The organism is Microlunatus parietis (assembly GCF_013407955.1).
Lineage (GTDB): Bacteria > Actinomycetota > Actinomycetes > Propionibacteriales > Propionibacteriaceae > Microlunatus > Microlunatus parietis.
The window spans coordinates 3,187,091-3,201,711 of record NZ_JACCBU010000001.1; the positions used below are offsets into that span (position 1 = coordinate 3,187,091).

Annotated in this window: 13 protein-coding genes; 4 read left to right on the forward strand and 9 right to left on the reverse strand. The window is 69.8% G+C overall.

What is annotated here, in order from left to right; all coding sequences use genetic code 11:
* Positions 1-96 precede the first annotated feature (96 nt).
* From BKA15_RS15390 to BKA15_RS15400, 3 genes are all read right to left on the reverse strand, one after another.
* A complete protein-coding gene (locus BKA15_RS15390; RefSeq protein WP_246322352.1) occupies positions 97-1,509 on the reverse strand; it encodes a glycoside hydrolase family 43 protein in 1,413 nt (470 codons plus the stop codon).
* A 161-nt stretch (positions 1,510-1,670) separates the two neighbouring features.
* Positions 1,671-3,335: an alkaline phosphatase D family protein gene (locus tag BKA15_RS15395; RefSeq protein ID WP_179752171.1), complete on the reverse strand. Its 1,665-nt coding sequence runs from the start codon at positions 3,333-3,335 to the stop codon at positions 1,671-1,673.
* 91 nt (positions 3,336-3,426) lie between these two features.
* Positions 3,427-4,632 (reverse strand): NAD(P)/FAD-dependent oxidoreductase, encoded by a 1,206-nt coding sequence (locus BKA15_RS15400; protein WP_179752172.1) that lies wholly within the window; start codon positions 4,630-4,632, stop codon positions 3,427-3,429.
* Positions 4,633-4,693: 61 nt separating this feature from the next.
* On the opposite strand from BKA15_RS15400, the gene BKA15_RS15405 reads away from it, so the two are divergent.
* Both BKA15_RS15405 and BKA15_RS15410 read left to right on the forward strand, forming a co-directional pair.
* Positions 4,694-5,608: an SMP-30/gluconolactonase/LRE family protein gene (locus tag BKA15_RS15405; protein WP_179752174.1), complete on the forward strand. Its 915-nt coding sequence runs from the start codon at positions 4,694-4,696 to the stop codon at positions 5,606-5,608.
* Between the two features lie 11 nt (positions 5,609-5,619).
* Positions 5,620-6,129, forward strand: a complete 510-nt coding sequence (locus tag BKA15_RS15410; protein WP_179752176.1) for a GNAT family N-acetyltransferase — start codon at positions 5,620-5,622, stop codon at positions 6,127-6,129.
* Positions 6,130-6,133: 4 nt separating this feature from the next.
* On the opposite strand, the gene BKA15_RS15415 is transcribed toward BKA15_RS15410, so the two are convergent.
* The 4 genes from BKA15_RS15415 to BKA15_RS15430 form a co-directional block, all read right to left on the reverse strand.
* Complete coding sequence (locus BKA15_RS15415; protein WP_179752178.1) at positions 6,134-7,303, reverse strand: endonuclease/exonuclease/phosphatase family protein; 1,170 nt, start codon at positions 7,301-7,303, stop codon at positions 6,134-6,136.
* Between the two features lie 109 nt (positions 7,304-7,412).
* A complete protein-coding gene (locus BKA15_RS15420) occupies positions 7,413-8,357 on the reverse strand; it encodes a formylglycine-generating enzyme family protein (RefSeq protein ID WP_179752180.1) in 945 nt (314 codons plus the stop codon).
* Positions 8,357-9,157: an SDR family NAD(P)-dependent oxidoreductase gene (locus BKA15_RS15425; RefSeq protein WP_179752182.1), complete on the reverse strand. Its 801-nt coding sequence runs from the start codon at positions 9,155-9,157 to the stop codon at positions 8,357-8,359. Before BKA15_RS15425 ends, BKA15_RS15420 begins: the two co-directional genes overlap by 1 nt.
* A gap of 38 nt (positions 9,158-9,195) precedes the next feature.
* Positions 9,196-10,722 (reverse strand): LLM class flavin-dependent oxidoreductase, encoded by a 1,527-nt coding sequence (locus BKA15_RS15430; RefSeq protein WP_179752183.1) that lies wholly within the window; start codon positions 10,720-10,722, stop codon positions 9,196-9,198.
* Positions 10,723-10,803: 81 nt separating this feature from the next.
* Between BKA15_RS15430 and BKA15_RS15435 the strand changes: the two genes are divergently transcribed.
* On the forward strand, positions 10,804-11,292 hold the full coding sequence (locus BKA15_RS15435) for a MarR family winged helix-turn-helix transcriptional regulator (RefSeq protein ID WP_179752185.1): 489 nt from the start codon (positions 10,804-10,806) through the stop codon (positions 11,290-11,292).
* A 94-nt stretch (positions 11,293-11,386) separates the two neighbouring features.
* Here BKA15_RS15435 and BKA15_RS15440 read toward each other — a convergent pair whose 3' ends face one another.
* On the reverse strand, positions 11,387-11,878 hold the full coding sequence (locus BKA15_RS15440; protein WP_179758482.1) for a nucleotidyltransferase domain-containing protein: 492 nt from the start codon (positions 11,876-11,878) through the stop codon (positions 11,387-11,389).
* 48 nt (positions 11,879-11,926) lie between these two features.
* Between BKA15_RS15440 and BKA15_RS15445 the strand changes: the two genes are divergently transcribed.
* Positions 11,927-12,445 carry an isochorismatase family protein gene (locus BKA15_RS15445; RefSeq protein ID WP_179752187.1) on the forward strand — a complete coding sequence of 173 codons (519 nt, stop codon included), beginning with the start codon at positions 11,927-11,929 and terminating at the stop codon, positions 12,443-12,445.
* Here the strand turns inward: BKA15_RS15445 and BKA15_RS15450 are convergent.
* A complete protein-coding gene (locus tag BKA15_RS15450; RefSeq protein ID WP_179752189.1) occupies positions 12,435-14,552 on the reverse strand; it encodes a hypothetical protein in 2,118 nt (705 codons plus the stop codon). The two genes, BKA15_RS15445 and BKA15_RS15450, sit on opposite strands and share 11 nt — an antisense overlap.
* Positions 14,553-14,621: the final 69 nt, after the last annotated feature.

A 14,621-nucleotide genomic window follows, 5' to 3' on the forward strand; every position in this document is an offset into this window, starting at 1 on the left:
CGGTCCCCACGACCGTCGCCACCGCCCCCCGACCAGCAGTATGCGGTCGGTTCCTGCCCGGCGCCGGACCTCACCTTGATCGTTACCTGGCCGAGATCAGGACCAGACCTCGGCTCGGTCGATGCTGATCACGGCCGAGGTCGACTCGGGATGCCGCTCGCCGGTGACCCTGACCGTGACCACATGATCACCGGGCGGCAGCTCCGGGGTGCGGTAGTTCATCACCTGGCCCTGCCGGGGCGAGGAGTAGAAGTCGTGCCGGGTCTCCGGGCCGCCGTCGATGGAGATCGCGGCGATGCCGTTGCCGACGTCGCGGACGCTGAACAGGGCCAGCTGGGTCCCGGTGAACCGGAACGTCGCCGTCGCGTCGGTCTCTCCGCTCCAGTGATCATCGCCGCGGTAGCACTGATTCCCGCAACCGGAGCCGGACGACCAGGTCCCGCTGTACTCGACCTGGAAGGCGCCGGTCCCGGTGTCGGTGTCGTTGATCGCGCGCGGTCCCGGTCCGGGATCCCCGGCCGGCAAGGGAAGATCGGTGCCGAGCGCCGCCGGAGGGCCGATCACCGGCAGCCCGGCGTCGCTCCAGGTCACCTGCTGTGCCCGCGTGGTGCGCCACTCGTACGTGTAGTCGCTGGTGTTCTTCGCGTGGTAGGCGATCCAGTCCTGGCTGCCGTCCGGGCTCTTGAAGAACGAGTGGTGCCCGGGACCGTACACGCCGGCATCGTCGTTCCGGGTCAGGATCGGGTCCGGATAGGTGGTCCAGTTGCCCGGCACCATCGGGTCGCCGTCGGTCGGGATGGAGATCAGATACAGCGAGTAGTCGGGCTTGCCGGTGTCACAGGTGGAGTACGTGAGGAACAGCCGATCACCGTGCACGATCGAGGTCGGCCCCTCCCGTACCTCGGAACACATTCCGGCATCGACCGGCAGTTCGACCACCGGCCCGTCCGTCGTCCACGGATTGATCATCTTCTGGATGTAGACCTGCTGCGGCCCGCCGCCGTGGCCGCGTCCGTTCATCGACCAGGTGAAGTACGGCCGGCCGTTCACCACGATCGGCTCGCCGTCGATCATGTATTCGCCCTGGTCGGCGATCTTGGCCTTGAAGGCGTACGGGCCCAGCGGATCGTCGCCCTCCGACTCCAGCACATACATCCGGTGGTTGGCGTCGACGCCGTCACTGGCCGTGTAGTAGATGTACCAGTGCGGCCGGCCGTCGGCGCCGTCGAACTGGTACAGGGCGGGCGCCCAGATCTGCGTGCTGCGGCTCGGGTCGTCCTCGGCCCCGATCCAGACGTCGTGATCTTCGGCGGCCGGCAGCTGCGCGATGCTCGGCGCCGTGTTGATCGTGAGCCGATCACCCCGGGTCGTCATCAGGTAGTACGCACCGTCGTGCACCACCATGAACGGATCGGCGCCGTTGTTCAGCGGTGCCCGGAAAACGTTCTGTTGTTCGGCTCCCGCCGGCAGCGCGCAGGCCGCCAGCACCGCCAACGACAGGACAGCCATCAGACGAATCGGACGCGACATCGGGTCACCCTCCCGCACCTCGGCTGCCCTCATCCAACGCGAACCGACCAGCCCAGGTCAAGACGCGCACTGAGCCTGTCGAAGTGCCCGGCCAGAGGTGGTCCGCCCTTCCGCCTTGCTCAGGGAACGTTGGGCCCGACTCAGGGGCGTTCGGTCTCCCAGGCCACGGTTTCCCGGGTGATCTCCTCGGCGCCGCGACCGGTGGTCCGGAGGGCGGCGGGCGGGTTGTCGGCGGTCTGCTGCAGGCCGCGTTCCCCGTCGACGATCTTGTACGAGCGCCGGGTGAACACTGGCTGGTCGGGGACCGAAACCTTCGGCAGGCAACGGAAATCGGCGTCCAGCTGGTCGGCGGTGATCGTGGTGTTCACGTAGCCGCGTAGGTTGTTCTGGAACTTCAGGTGCTGGTTCCAGCCGAGCCACGGGTGCGGCGTCGCCGAGTCCGCTCCGTCGCCGCCGGAGGTGATCGAGGAGCAGACCAGTTCCGACCCGACCACCTCGCCATCCGGGTCGTCGTAGTTGATCTTGAGATCGGAGGCCCAGTGCGCGTGTACGTCGCCGGTCAGGACGACCGGGTTGCGGACGCCGGCGTCGACCCAGCCGCGGGTGATCCGTTCCCGGGAGGCCTGATAGCCGTCCCAGCCGTCCATCGAGACCGTCTTGATGTCCGGCGAGACGTTGTTGTCGCGAGACGCGAAGAAGACCTGCTGCCCGATGATGTCCCAGCGCGCCTTCGACTGCCGGAAGCCGTCCAGCAGCCAGGCCTCCTGCTCGTCGCCGGTGATCGTCCGGGCCGGGTCGACGGCGGCCGGGCAGTCGGTCTTGTAGCCGTCGCCGCAACCTTGATCATCGCGGTACTGCCGGGTGTCGAGCATGTGGAACGTGGCCAGGTCGCCCCACTGAATCCGGCGGTAGAGCAGCAGATCGATCCCCTGGGGCGCCGAGCTCGGCCGCAGCGGCATGTTCTCGTAGTAGGCCCGGAACGCGGCGGCGCGCCGTTCCAGGTACGCGGGGCCGGCCTCGGCCGGCTTCTCCGGCATCTCGTCGGCCCAGTTGTTGTCCAGTTCATGATCGTCCCAGACCACCAGCCAGGGCGCGATCGCGTGCGCCGCCTGAAGATCGGGATCCGCCTTGTACTGCGCGTGCCGCTGCCGATAGGTCGCCAGGTCGGTGGTCTCCGGCCCGGCATGATCACGAACGTTGCCGGTCGGCGCGACGTAGACGCCGGCCTTGTACTCGTACTGGTAGTCGCCCAGGTGCAAGATCAACTCGGGTTGGTCCTCGGCCAGACGCTGGTAAGCGGTGAACCAGCCGTGCTCGTACTGGGAGCAGGACACGAACGACATCGCGAGCGAAGCCGGCGACTCGCCCCGCCCCGGCGCGGTCCTGGTCAGGCCCGGCCCGGAGACGTGGCTGCCCTGCCGGAACCGGTACCAGTATTCCCGGCCCGGCTGCAGCCCGGTCGCCTCGACGTGCACGGCGTGGCCGAACTCCGGCCGTGCGACCGCCCGCCCGGACTTGACCACCTTGCGGAAGCCCGGGTCGGTCGCCACCTGCCAGACCAGCTCGTAGTCCCGCTCCGGCATCCCGCCGCGGCCGTCGTCGGCCAGCGGGTTCAGCGCGAGCCTGGTCCACAAGATCACACTGGTCGGCCACGGGTCACCGGAGGCGACGCCGAGCGTGAACGGGTTCTGCCGCGGCGAGGGTGCCGCTGCGGCACCCTTCGTCGAGAACGCCAGCGCTGACGTCGTCGCGGTGGCCAGTCCGGCCTTGATCAGAGTGCGGCGCGAAGGCCCCCGAGTCCCCATGGGACCACCGTGCGACGCCAGTCCGACGCCTGGTGGTCAGCCCGGTGACCACCGGGTGACCGACAGGTGGCCGTTCAGGAAAGCGCTCGCCCTATCCCAGCTCGCCGTTGATCAACTCGTCGTCGGTCACCTGGCGACCGGAGTCGACCAGGGCGCCGAGGGCGTCGCCGTGATCCCAGTCGTTGACGTTCATGGCGGCGGTCACCACACCGTCGCGGACCCAGAACGCGATGAACTCCCGGCCGGCCAGGTCGCCCCGGACCACCAGTCGATCATGATCGGGATCGGCCAGGCCGCGGTATTCGCAGCCGAGGTCGTACTGATCGGTGAAGAAGTACGGGCTTGCCTGATAAGGCTTCTCGGCGCCGAGGACGTTGGCGGCCACATGCGCGCCCTGGTCCTTCGCGTTGGCCCAGTGCTCGACCCGGACCCGGCCCGGATAGCGCGGATGATCATGAGCGGCGATGTCGCCGATGGCGTAGACGTCGAATTCCGAGGTACGCAACGTCGGGTCGACCGCGATACCGCCGTCGGCGAGGTCCAGCCCGGCCGCCTCCGCCAGCGCGACGTTGGGCACCGCGCCGACACCGAGGACGACGGTCTGGGCCGGGACGACGGTGCCGTCGCCAAGCCGGACCCCGGAGATCGAGCCGTCACCCTCGAAGCCCTGCACCGAGGCGCCGAGCCGCAGCTCGACCCCGTGCTCGCGGTGCAGGTCGCCGAACACGGCACCGACCTGCTCGCCGAGCACCCGGACCAACGGCTGTTCCTCGGGCGCGATCATGGTCACGGCGGCACCATGCTTCCGGGCCGCGGCGGCGACCTCGCACCCGATCCAGCCGGCTCCGATCACCGCGATCGGACCGCCGGCCGCGAACCGTTCCCGCAGGGCCAGGGCGTCGTCGAGCGTACGCAGCGTCAGCACGCCGGCCAGGTCGCCGCCCGGCAGGTCAAGCCGGCGCGGCGTCGATCCGGTGGCGATGATCAACTTCTGGTACGGATACTCCGCCGCGCCGGCGACGACGATGTGCCGGTCGGTGTCGATCGCCGTCGCCGTGGTGCCCGGCAGCCAGGTGACGGCGCTGTCGAAGAACCCGTCCTCGCCGACCCAGTCCGGCTCGTCGGCGTCGCCGAGCAGCAGGGCCTTGGACAGCGGTGGTCGCTCGTACGGCCGGTGGGTCTCGGTGCCCAGCAGGGTGATCTCGCCCTGGTAGCCGCCGTCCCGCAGGGCTACGGCCGCGGCGCCGCCGGCCAGCGAGGCTCCGATGATGACGATCGATTCCGTCGAGTTAGCCATGTCCGCCATTCTGGTCCACCCGCCCGCCGCGGGCCATGGCGGGCCGGTGATAATTCCTGCCATGCCTGATAACCCCGCCCCCGTCGTCGAGGGCCTGGCCGGCTTGATCGACTCCGGCACCGAAGTCGAACGCCTCTGGACCGGCGCCATCTGGTCCGAGGGTCCGGTCTGGTTGCCTGACCTGCGGGCCGTTCGCTGGAGTGACATTCCGAACAACCGGATCCTGCAGTTCCACGTCGACGACGGCCGGACGATCATCTACTCCGAGGCGGCCGAGTTCACCAACGGGCGGACGCTGGACCGGCAGGGCAGGGTGGTCCAGTGCTCGCACGGCCGCCGCCGGGTCGAACGTGATCATGACGGCGAGGTCACCCCGATCGTCGAGCAGTGGAACGGGCACCGGTTCAACTCGCCGAACGACGTGATCGTCGCCCGGAACGGCTCGATCTGGTTCACCGACCCCGCGTACGGGATCACCATCCCGGAGGAGGGTCATCCCGGCGAGCGCGAGTACCGTGATCAGTACGTGTTCCGGCACGACGAGACGGCCGGTGAGACCCGCCCGGTGATCATGGACGTGGAGGCCCCGAACGGGCTCGCTTTCTCCCCGGACGAGAAGATCATCTACGTCGCCGACTCCTCCGGCTCGGGCACCGGCCTCCATCCGGGTATCGGCAACGCCCACATCCGCGCGTACGACCTCGTCGACGGCCGCTGCAAGAACGGGCGCACCGTGATCACGATCGCGGACAAGGTGCCGGACGGGCTCCGGGTCGACACGGCCGGCAACCTGTGGACCTCGACCGGCTACGGCGTCGGCGTGTTCGACCCGGCCGGCCGGCAGCTTGGGGCGATCCGGCTGCCGGAGACCGCGGCCAACCTGTGCTTCGGCGGCCCGGACGGCACCGACGTCTACATCGCCGCGACCACCAGCCTCTACCGGGTCGCGACCAACGCGCGCGACGCCGCCGCCTGACCGAACCGCCCATGCAGTTACGGATGCGCCGGCCGGACCTGGACGACCTGCCGCCGCTTCCAACCGGGGTCCAGCGGGCCACCGGTGCCGACGCCGACGGGTTGGCCCGGCTGCTGGATGCTGCGTTCACCAAGGAATGGACGCCGGCCCGGGTCCGCCGCGAACTGCTGGACGAACCGGACGTCCGGGACACCTATCTGGTCCGTCGCGGCCGGCTCGCGGTGGCCACGGCGTCCGCGCTGGTGCGGGCCGACCAGCCGGACGTCGGGATCCTGCACTGGGTCGCGAGCGATCCGGCGTTGCGCGGCCGCGGGCTCGGCCTGACGGTGACCCTCGCCGTTCTGCGCCGTTTCGCGGCGGACGGCCTGGCGGCGAGCATCCTGCACACCGACGACGACCGGTTGCCGGCGATCTCCGCGTACCTGCGCCTGGGCTACGTGCCGGAGTATCCGGACCAGCGGCACCAGGACCGCTGGTCTCGGATCTTCCGTCGGCTCAGCCTGCGCCGACACGCCCGCTGATCCCTTACTGGTAACGAATCCGGGCGTAGACCGTGCCGTGGTCGGACGGCCAACGCTTGAGCAGGCGGCGCTCCAGCTCCGAGTCGCCGAGGACGTCGGAATGCACCTCGACCGGTTGGTCGGTCGTGAAGACGTGGTCGACGCGCCGGTCGAGCCTGGACTTCCGGTTCCGCAGATCCGGCGCCTGGCAACAGGTGTCGCCCAGCGGCAGGTTGTCGGGATCCAGGGTCAGCGCATCGCGGAACCCATTGGTCTGGAGCACGATGTAGCCCGGGACGACCGGCAGGGTGCCGAGCAGGATGGTTTCGTCGTCCGGGGTCGAGGCGAGGTCGCCGAGGACGACGACGGTGCGACCCGAAGGGTTGGACGCCTCGATCATCGTGATCAGTTCGCTGGCCTGAAACGTCTGGAACGTCCGCGAGATCGGTCCGGTCTCCGGCTCCACGTCGAACTCCTCGAGCTGGGTGTTCACGACGCGGAACGCACGACCGTTGAGCGAGACGTCGATCCCGACGAAGCCGCGTTCCCGGTTCACCCGGCCGTTCGGCAGGTCGGTCGCGATCGACACGACCTGGAACTGGCACCCGTCGAGCGAGGGCCGGAGACAGAGGTCCGGGAACGGGACCGGCGCCGCGGTCAGGCCTTCGCGTACCAAGATCACGTCGTGCTCGGCCAGGCCGACCTGGGTCTCGAGACTGCCGTTCCGATCGAGGTCGACCGGGAAGGTAGTGGACATGTTCTGCACCCTGGCCACCACCCGGTACCGGCCGCCGAGCAGGTCGAGGGCGGCCAGCGTGTCCGCGAGATGATCACGGTACGGGCCCGCGGCGTGCTCGCCGTTGCGGCGGAGATCGAAGACCTCCTGCAGCGCCACGACATCGGGATCGGCCTTGACGATCTGGTACGCGAACGCCAGCGCACGAACCTGGAAGGGGTTGTCGGCCACCTGCTTGAGGGCCTTCCGGATCTCGTGCTGGAACGTCGGCTGGTCGCGCGCGTTCAGCACCGGCCGCAGGTCCGCCCCGAGGGATTGGTTCTGGGTCAGCACCGCGATCTGACCGGGAACCGGCGGATCGGCTGCTCGGGCCGGCGTCGCCTGCACCGCGCCGGCCACCAAGATCACCAGGCTCATGATCGCGGCGGGAACCAGGCGTCCCCCGTGGACAAGGTTCATCGTGCTCTCCTCCGTAGGCTCCGGCTCACCGGCCGCCGAGGCCGACGGAGCACTCCGAGCATGGGAGTACACGCTGGAGAAACGCTGGGAAGCCGCTGGGCAGGCGACGTCAGCGAGCCGAGACGGTCCGGAAGCCGGCGTTGCCCATCGACGAGTCCGGGGTGTTGGAGGACCGGGCCGCGTTGCGGTAGCGGTTGCAGTACGAGTCGTGGCAGAGGTACGAGCCGCCGCGCAGCACCCGGCTCCGGCCGCCCGGCGGCCCCTTCGGGTCGGTGCCCGGCGAAGCCGTGTAATACAAGGGATCGAACCAGTCGGCGCACCACTCCCAGACGTTGCCGACCGTCTGCCACAGCCCGAAGCTGTTCGGCCGGTAGCTGCGCACCGGCGCCGTGGTGAGCCAGCCGTCCTGCTCGGTGTTGATCTTGGGGAAGGTGCCCTGCCAGATGTTGCAGGCCCAGTCCTCGGTGTCCAGGTCGTCGCCCCAGGGGTACCGATCGCCCTCGACGCCGCCGCGGGAGGCGTACTCCCACTCCGCCTCCGTCGGCAGCCGCCGCTTGGCCCACCGGCAGTAGGTCCGGGCGTCGGTCCAGCTGATGTGGGTCACCGGATGATCATCAAGGCCGTCCAGGTCGGACAGTGGCCCGCCGGGATGGCGCCAGTCGGCACCGCGGACACCGATCCACCACGGCGTGCCGTCGGCGTTGCTCATGACCTGGCTCGGCTTGGCCCGGACGGCCAGATGGAAGACAGCCGAGAAGCCGAACATCTCCGCGTCGGTCCGGTAGCCGGTCGCGTCGACGAACCGGGCGTAGTCGGCGTTGGTGACCGAGGTGACGTCGATCGAGAACGGGGACAGCGTCACCTGGTGCACCGGGGTCTCGCCGTCGGCGGCCAGTCCGTCGCCGTGCTGGTCCCCCATGGTGAACGAGCCGCCGGGCAGTTCGGCCTGCTCGATCAGGTGCCGGCCGTCGGCCGGGATGATCTTGGTCCGGCGGCTCGAGTCCTCGGGGGCCGGGCCGGCCGGCCGTTCCGGGGCGCAGCAGTGATCACTCATCAGGCTCGCCCCCGAGGTCGTACGGCGAGGCCGGCGATCTTGACCGCCAGCCGGCGCGGGATGATCCGGTTCGCCTGGGCGGTGATCAGGTTCCGCCAGCCCGGGACGACGACCGCCTGGCCGCGGCGGAAGCCGTCCAAGCCCTGGGCCACCACCCGATCGGCGGTGAGCCGCTGCCCGAACGCGGCGTCGGTCGAACCGACCTGGTCCCAGAAGCCGGTCATCACCGGGCCCGGGCAGAGCGCGGTCACCGTCACGCCCTTGCCCTGCAGTTCGTCGTGCAGCGCCTGACTGAACGAAAGCACGAACGCCTTGCTGGCGGCATACGCAGCCAGATAGGGGGTCGGCTGGAACGCCGCCGTGGACGCGACGTTGATCATGCCGCCGCGGCCGCGCCGGACCAGCTGCGGGGCGATTCCCTGGGCCAGGTCGGCCAGGGCCACCACACAGACCTGGAGTTGATCATGCTGGCCGGCCGGGTCGAGGGCTTCGTACGGGCCGTGCTGGGCGAAACCGGCATTGTTGATCAGGAGGTCGATGTCGAGCTCGTTGAGCTGCTTCACCAGGTCGGACACCGCCGACGGCTCGGCCAGGTCGGCGACCAGCGGCCGGGCCGACACCCGGAAGCGGTCCGTCAGCTCCGTCGCGAGCCCGTCCAGCGCCGTCTCGTTGCGGCCGACCAGGAGGACGTTTCGGCCCTCGCCGGCCAGGGCGCGGGCGAAACTGGCGCCGAGCCCACCGGTGGCCCCGGTGATCACGGCCCAGCCCCCGGCTGCGGTGATCCCGTCGGAGGTGGACATGCTCACGAGCTTAACCGGCTGGCCCCGCCCGTCTGGGGTCAGACCTGGCCCTGGTACATCCCGACCCGGGCCAGCGGCTCCACCAGCTCCCTTTCCTCGTAGGAGAGATGAGACCGCAGCGTGTCGGTCAGCCGATCGACCGCGTGCTGGAGTTCGGTGAACTCGCCAGGAGCCTTGAGGTGCTCGACCAGCCGGCGATCCAGCTCCTCCAGCACCTCGTGGATCACCCCGTGTTCCTCGGCGAGCCGGTCCAGCACCGGCGCCAGCTCCGGGTCCGTGCTGCGCAGGTGCGGAAACATGCTGCGGTCCTCGATCGTGTGGTGCTGGGTGAGCACCCGGCAGTAGGACGCGCAGTAGGCACCCATCGCCCAGTTGTTCTGCCGCAGGGTCAGTTCGTTGATCACCGAGCGGGCCCGGGAAGCCTCGATCGTGCCCTGCTTGACCTGCTGGACCAGATCCCGCACGGTCTCCAGTTCCTGTCGCAGATGATCATGGACGTCGATCAGGTGCTGGCCGATCGCGGTCCCCTGTGGGTCGTACTCCTGCTGCGGCACGATGTCGCGGTGCGGCCGGGCCGACTCGTCCCAGGGCTGATCGGGCAACAGCCGGGTGCCGTCGTCCGGGGTCGGCTGGACGCCGAGCCGGTCGAACACGTCGCTGCCGGTCCCACCGGACTGGACGGGTCCGGTGGCCGGCGTCAGGTCCGGGCCGGAACCGCCGCCGCGGCGGGCGGCCGCGACCAGCTCCCGTACCGCAGGAGCGGTTTCGGCGGCGAACCGGCGCAGCGTGTTCGGGTCGTCGGCCGTGATGATGAAGGTGCCGATCCCCTCGGTCAGGGCGAGTTCGGCCAGTTCCTCGGGCCGGGTCCGGTCGAGGTTGAGCAGCCGGCGGATGTCGCTCGGGGATCGGCCGGCCGCCTCCGCCGCCTCGTCGATGATCTTGTTGCCGCGGGTCAGATCGCCCGGTTGCAGGTACGACAGCGACGGCAGCCAACCGTCGGCGGCGCGCCCGGTCAACTCGAGCATCCGCGGCTTGTAGGCACCGAGCCAGATGCCGATCCGGTGCGCCGGCGCCGGGCCACGCTTCGCGCCCTCGACCTGGTAGATCTTGCCGCGCACCCGGACCCCGCCGCGCTGCTCGGTGTCCCACAGCTCGCGCATGATCAAGATCGCATCGTCGACCGCGGCGACCGCCTCGCCGGGCGCCCGTTGCTCGCCGCCCATCGCCTTGATCGGTTCCCAGAAACCGCCGGCGCCGAGACCCAGCTCGATCCGGCCGCCGGACAGCCGGTCCAGGCTGGCCACGCTGCGGGCCAGCACCGACGGCGGCCGCAGCGGCAGGTTGAGCACATTGCCGGCCAGGCTGATCCGCTCGGTCCGGGCCGCAACGTAGCTGATCAAGGTCCAGGTGTCCAGGAACGCCGGCTGGTACGGATGGTCCTGGAAGGTGACCAGGTCGAGGCCGTCCTGCTCGGCCAGCCGGACCAGGTCGACCACCCGTTCCGGGTCGCCGGCGTCCGGAGTCAGGAACCCGCCGAACTTCAGTTCATGCCCGTAGTCCGTCATGCCTCGCACCCCTCCATGGTGATACGTCAACCTTTGTCAGAATGGATGATACATCAACAAAATTGCGCTAGGCTGGGGCCCATGGCTCGCGGTGCGCCCCTGACCCCGGCCCAGGTCGCGGCCTGGCGCCGGTTCCACCGCATGCAGTCGCAGTTGATCGGGGTGCTCGGCCGGGAGTTGGCCCAGGCCACCGGGCTGTCCGAGGCCGACCACGAGGTGCTGGCCGCGCTGGCCGAAGCGCCGAAGGGAACCCTGCGGGCCCGGGACCTGCGCTGGGAGCTGGCCTGGGAGAAGAGCCGGCTGTCGCACCAGTTGCGGCGGATGGAGCAGCGCGGACTGGTCCGCCGCACCGAGTGCACCGAGGACTCCCGCGGCACGGTCATCGTGATCACCGCCGCCGGCCGGACGGCCCGCCGGGCCGCGGACCGGTTCCAGCAGGAGCGGATCCGGGTGCATCTGGTCGACGCCCTCGACCCGGCCCAGCTCGAAGCGCTCGGGGAGATCAGCGAGCTCGTCCTGCACCGCCTGGGCATCGCCTGCACCGAGGCCCGCTCAGCCGAACCCGCCTAACCCCTCCGCCGACCAGTCACAAAAGCAGCGGTCTTTGCGGCGTGTCGCGGCACAACTGACCGGTCGGTCGCACCGGCAGACTCCAAGCCCAGAATCAGTAGTGAGTCGTGAGGCCGAAGGCACGGCGCAACTGCGCCATGTCGTGCCGGTCGCGGTCGGCCGGTTCGTAGCCCTGGTGGAACCTGATCTGCTGTTCGGCCGACAGACACGGCACCGGAGTTTCGTTGATCATGCCGGTGACGAAGCAGTCGGCCGGGTAGTGGAACGGATGATCGGGATCGAGGGAGGCCTGCCCGGCCGAGCCGTCCGGGGCGAACACCAGCGGATGCAGGTCGAGTTCGCGGCCGTCCGGGTGCGCCATGACGAACCGGATCGGGTACCAGTCCAGGCCCCGGACGAAGCCCGCCGCCGCGAGGGACGTGAGCAGAGCCGGCTCCTGTTCCCGCCGGTGCATCAGGTCAAGATCACGATGATCACGGGTCTGCCGTCCGACCAGCGCGTCGATCCCCCACCCGCCGCCGATCCACACCTCGGCACCGGCGCGCCGGATCAGCCCGAGCACCTCCAGCACGTCGTCCGCCGTCATCACGCGGGCCAGGGTACTCGCGCCGTCGTCCCGACTAGGCTCCTGATCATGGCCGACCTCTTCGACCCCCGCCGCACCGCGCTGGTGCTGATCGACCTGATAGACCGCATCGTCGACCAACCTCTGCAGCCGCGTCCGGGCCGCGAGGTGGTCGCCACGGCCGAATCGCTCGCGACGGCGTTCCGGGAGCACGGTGCGCCGGTCGTCCTGGTCCGGGTCGAGCGCCCGAACGTGGCCGAGCAGCCGCCGGGCAGCGGGCTGGTCGCCGGGCTGCTGCAGGACGGCGACGTCGAGATCGTCAAGCGGACCATCGGCGGGTTCCAGGGCACCGGCCTGGACGACCGGCTCCGGGAGCGGAACGTCGAAACGCTGGTGTTCGCCGGCATCGCGACCAACCTCGGCGTCGAGTCGACGGCCCGGGCGGCGCTGGACCATGGCTACCGGTTGATCTTCGTCGAGGATGCGATGACGGCGTTCACCGCGGAAGAACACCAGGCGGCGGTGGAGCTCGACTTCCCACGCCTGGGTACGGTGATCGCGGCGGCCGACCTCGGCTTCACCGGTTGATCTGGACGGCGGTGCCGGACGGGTCGCCGGGATGGCGAACCCACAGAACGCCGGTGGCCGCCTCGTGATCCCAGTCGGCGCCCGCGACGCCGTCGACCCGGATCTCGCCCGGCCGTTCGGGCAGCCGCAGCGCAGTGATCGCCTCGATCCCGGCCGGCACCTCGCAGACATGGCTGATCCGGTCGCCGTCGATCTCTTGATCACGAATCCGACCGGCGGAGGCGAGCACTTCGCCGGGGCGCGGCTCATGATCGAGATCGCGGAGCCAGACCACGTCGCCGGGAATCGCCGTGCGTTCGGTGATCACCGGCAGGTCCGGGTCCAGCAGATCGAGATAGCGGCCGGTCAGCGAGATCGACTCGGCCGCCTCGGACAGCACCGCTCCGATCAGGTACGGGCCCCGGTGGACCGAGAGCCAGCCGCCCGATCGCCACTCCTGCCCGGCGGCCTCGGCCAGCCCGCGGATCGCGGCGACCAGGTCGCCGGCGGATTCCGGGCTGTCGGTGAAGCCGGCCGGATCCTCGGCGACGAACCGTACCCAACCCTTGCCGACCGGCACCGGCTCCGCCGTTCCATGATCGACACCGAGCGTTTCGGCCAGGTGGTGACCGGGCGTCGGATACCGGCCGGTCCACCAGGACCGGATACCGTGGTACGGATCCGCGCCGTCCCCGACATGGAGCAGCGCGCCGCCGCGGCGCACCCAGCCGGCCAGGATCTCGTTGATCACCGGCAGCCGCGGCTTCTGGAACTCGTAACTGAGGATGATCAGGTCATGATCATCGAGCGTGGTCGGGTCGTCCAGCAGCGCCTCCAGCTGCACCGGCACCACCCGCCGGCCGGCGAACAGTGGCGGCAGGGCGAGCCCGTAGAAGGCCGAGAAGTCCAGCAGCCTTCGAGATTCCTCGCTCGGCGTGCCCTGCAGGCCGTCATACTTCTCACCGCTCCCGGCTCCCGGTAGCCAGCGCTGGAACATCGCCGTGTCGGACAGCATCACACCGATCCGCGGCCCGCCGGTCTCGACCGAGACGTCGGCTTGATCAAGATCACGTAGCGCGTTCATCGTGATCAGGTACGAGGTCGCGTAGTCGGCCGGGATCGGCACCCGTTCGCCGCTGCCCTCTCGGAGGTAGCGCCCGGTGAAGACCCGGCGCGGCCACGGCGTCACCTCGAATCGGTCCACGCCAGGATGCAGCAGCGAGGCGACCAGGGTCCGGTGGTAGTTGTCCCGGTAGTCCTCCCAGGTCCGGCCCGGATGATCTTCGATCGGGTCGTGCAGGAACCACAGCGTGCGATCCGTGCCGCGGGTCAGGTCCTGCGCGATGCCGTACTCGAGGAAGGCCGTCTCGAAGGTCCGCTCGGCGTGCCGGCCGGCGTAGACGTTCGGCGTCCGCGACGTGCCGGTCCAGACCTGTGCGATCGCCCCGTGCACGGCCGGCAGCTCACGGAGCCGCGATTCCGGGCTGACGATCTGCCACTGGGTGTAGTTGAGCAGGCTGTGCGTCGGCACGTAGCAGCGCAGGTCCCGGCCGCGGTGCAGGGCCCGGTCGCGCAGCACCGTGGTGACCCGGTCGAGGCTGCGAGTCAGCAGATGCTGCATCAGCTGGCCGGACCGGTAGTGGGCCTCGACCGAGGAGTGCGGCGGCTGCCACGGCTCGCCGTAGTAGGCGAGCCATTCGCGGCGGAACGACTCGGCATAGCCCCCGCGGGCCCAGAACTCGGGCTCCTCGAGGTGCAGCCCGTCAAGATCAAGATCGACGATCGGCGCCAGCTTCTCGATCAGGTACTCGGTGAAGGTGATCGTCGGCACCAGATAAGGGATGTCGGTGCTCTCGCCGTGCAGGATCGGCCTGCCGTCGGCGTCGGTCTGCGCGTCGGACCAGTGATCGGTACCGTCCCAGCGACCGTCCAGATAGTCCTGGTACTTCCCCCAGGAGATGCCGGTCATCAGGTGGACTCGATAGCCGGCCTCGCGCCAGCGGGCGATCCGCTCGGCGGTGCTGTCGTCGAGCCCGTACACCATGACGAAGTCGGTCCGAAGATCGATCCGCGGATCGTACGGCGCGCTTTCCTGGAATCCGGTCGCTTCGCGTGATCGAGAATCCATGGCGAGTCCCCTCGTCGGTCGTCGGCAGCACCATTCTCCCGGTGGTCCGGCGAGGGCAACGGTCCGGGG

Excerpts from the sequence above, each read along its gene's own strand:
- BKA15_RS15390 (WP_246322352.1), bottom strand. The coding sequence starts at position 1,509 with ATGGCTGTCCTGTCGTTGGCGGTGCTGGCGGCCTGCGCGCTGCCGGCG.
- BKA15_RS15395 (WP_179752171.1), bottom strand. The coding sequence starts at position 3,335 with ATGGGGACTCGGGGGCCTTCGCGCCGCACTCTGATCAAGGCCGGACTG.
- BKA15_RS15400 (WP_179752172.1), bottom strand. The coding sequence starts at position 4,632 with ATGGCTAACTCGACGGAATCGATCGTCATCATCGGAGCCTCGCTGGCC.
- BKA15_RS15405 (WP_179752174.1), top strand. The coding sequence starts at position 4,694 with ATGCCTGATAACCCCGCCCCCGTCGTCGAGGGCCTGGCCGGCTTGATC.
- BKA15_RS15410 (WP_179752176.1), top strand. The coding sequence starts at position 5,620 with ATGCAGTTACGGATGCGCCGGCCGGACCTGGACGACCTGCCGCCGCTT.
- BKA15_RS15415 (WP_179752178.1), bottom strand. The coding sequence starts at position 7,303 with ATGAACCTTGTCCACGGGGGACGCCTGGTTCCCGCCGCGATCATGAGC.
- BKA15_RS15420 (WP_179752180.1), bottom strand. The coding sequence starts at position 8,357 with ATGAGTGATCACTGCTGCGCCCCGGAACGGCCGGCCGGCCCGGCCCCC.
- BKA15_RS15425 (WP_179752182.1), bottom strand. The coding sequence starts at position 9,157 with ATGTCCACCTCCGACGGGATCACCGCAGCCGGGGGCTGGGCCGTGATC.
- BKA15_RS15430 (WP_179752183.1), bottom strand. The coding sequence starts at position 10,722 with ATGACGGACTACGGGCATGAACTGAAGTTCGGCGGGTTCCTGACTCCG.
- BKA15_RS15435 (WP_179752185.1), top strand. The coding sequence starts at position 10,804 with ATGGCTCGCGGTGCGCCCCTGACCCCGGCCCAGGTCGCGGCCTGGCGC.
- BKA15_RS15440 (WP_179758482.1), bottom strand. The coding sequence starts at position 11,878 with ATGACGGCGGACGACGTGCTGGAGGTGCTCGGGCTGATCCGGCGCGCC.
- BKA15_RS15445 (WP_179752187.1), top strand. The coding sequence starts at position 11,927 with ATGGCCGACCTCTTCGACCCCCGCCGCACCGCGCTGGTGCTGATCGAC.
- BKA15_RS15450 (WP_179752189.1), bottom strand. The coding sequence starts at position 14,552 with ATGGATTCTCGATCACGCGAAGCGACCGGATTCCAGGAAAGCGCGCCG.